Below are 1,851 nucleotides of genomic sequence, written 5' to 3' on the forward strand. Positions count from 1 at the left end.
ATTTCACAGGTGCACTTCTTCTCGGTCGGAATAAACCATCACATATAAGGGGTTGTACAGCATAAACTATGGGTGCTGAGTCTTTAGCCGTACTTCTAGTCTTGGGAATGGTAATTTTCATTTGGTTATTGCCCATTCTCTCTATCTTATCCTCAACTAAGACATCAGGAAGCGAAAAACTTGCTTGGATATTAGCCGTTTTGTTCATCTCTTGGTTTGCATGGATTTTTTATCTGCTTCTAGCTCCACTCAAACGAAAAGATTAGAACTCAGAATTCGATTTTCTAGCAAACTATTTGGGTTTCGATTACGCTGCACAACCTCGTATATAACCCATGAAAAGTTATACCTAATTCCTTAATAAAGTCAAGTTCTGGTGATATCTACACAACACTAACAGTCCATGAGTATAATATTCTTCGACGTATCTTAAATCAAAAGTGTGTAGACAGACCAGAAAGTATATCTTGTTGAAAAACGCAGGAAAGATTTATTACAATGAAACTTAACTTATACCAAATAGATGCATTTTCAGATAAAATCTTCAGTGGAAATCCCGCCTGTGTAGTTCCGCTGGACCATTGGTTATCCGATGATCTACTTTTAAATATCGCTAGAGAAAATGCTGTCGCAGAAACCGCTTTTTTTATTGATAAGGGCGATAAAATCCACTTGCGTTGGTTTACACCCGAAATAGAAATGGATTTGTGTGGACATGCAACACTTGCAACGGCACATTGCCTTAAGTCAATTTTAAACTATCCCGACGACCAAATTGTGTTTGAAACTTTAAGTGGCGATTTAAGAGTTACTACAAAAGATGATTTTTACTTTTTAGATTTTCCTTCACGCATGCCGGAAACTGCCACTTTACCTGATATAATCAAAGAATCATTAAGTCTGCAGCCCAAGGCGGTTTATAAGTCTCGAGACTATTTACTGGTTTATGAAACCGAGGAAGACGTAAGACGCATCAAAATTAATAGGCAGTTATTTGATCAGATAAATCTTGAACCCGGTGGTGTAATTGTGACAGCTAAAGGCGATAAAAGTCACTTTGTTTCCAGATTCTTTACACCTCAGGCATCAATTTTGGAAGACCCAGTAACTGGCTCTGCACATTGCTCTCTTATTCCGTTTTGGTCACAAAGACTTGGAATAAATAAACTGGATGCAATTCAGGTTTCTGACAGAGGTGGTGTATTAAAATGTGAGGACAAAAACAATCGAGTAATAATTGGCGGCACTGCAAAAACATATTCAATTGGAAACTTATGGATTGAATAAACCATCATAAGCAATAAAGTAAACTCGGATGTATTTATAACTAAGACACATGCTACATCGAACTGAAATAAAAAACACGTAATGACGGTCCTACCAAAGGAAATAAACAACACTTACCAAGGCAGAAAAATAGCTTTATATCTATTCTACTTTTTCACCATCATGACCGTGGTACGAAGTCTAATTCATGTATTTGCCCCTGATGGAGGTGCTCAAACGATAGCAACAATACCCTTAGATTCTTTTTCAAACGAAGGGGCGAGTGCGGTAATACTTATTTTTTCCCTTTGGGGATTATCTCAGCTTATCATGGGGATGTTTTATGTGATCGTTGGCCTGAGATACAAATCCCTAATACCGTTAATGTATCTATTTATCCTTTTTGAATATGTGATGCGTTTGATATTAGGTGTGCTAAAGCCGATCGAAACCACCGGGACTGCTCCTGGAGCAATCATTAACTTCATTTTTCCTCCTTTAGTAATTATTCTGTTTCTGCTATCTCTGAATAAGAGTCAATCTAAGGTGTAACCTATGTTCAGTGTCCGCCTATATTTGCTAAGA

2 protein-coding genes are annotated in these 1,851 nt (G+C 37.4%); both read left to right on the forward strand.

Going from position 1 to position 1,851, the window contains the following annotated elements:
- The first annotated feature begins 107 nt into the window (after positions 1 to 107).
- The gene (locus AAFM34_RS21050; protein WP_371833291.1) at positions 108 to 266 is read left to right on the forward strand and encodes a PLDc N-terminal domain-containing protein; all 159 of its coding nucleotides are present in this window, start codon (positions 108 to 110) and stop codon (positions 264 to 266) included.
- Positions 267 to 498: 232 nt separating this feature from the next.
- A complete protein-coding gene (locus AAFM34_RS20915) occupies positions 499 to 1,287 on the forward strand; it encodes a PhzF family phenazine biosynthesis protein (protein WP_341666215.1) in 789 nt (262 codons plus the stop codon).
- Positions 1,288 to 1,851: the final 564 nt, after the last annotated feature.

The sequence above is a fragment of the Vibrio sp. genome (assembly GCF_038138445.1).
Lineage (GTDB): Bacteria > Pseudomonadota > Gammaproteobacteria > Enterobacterales > Vibrionaceae > Vibrio.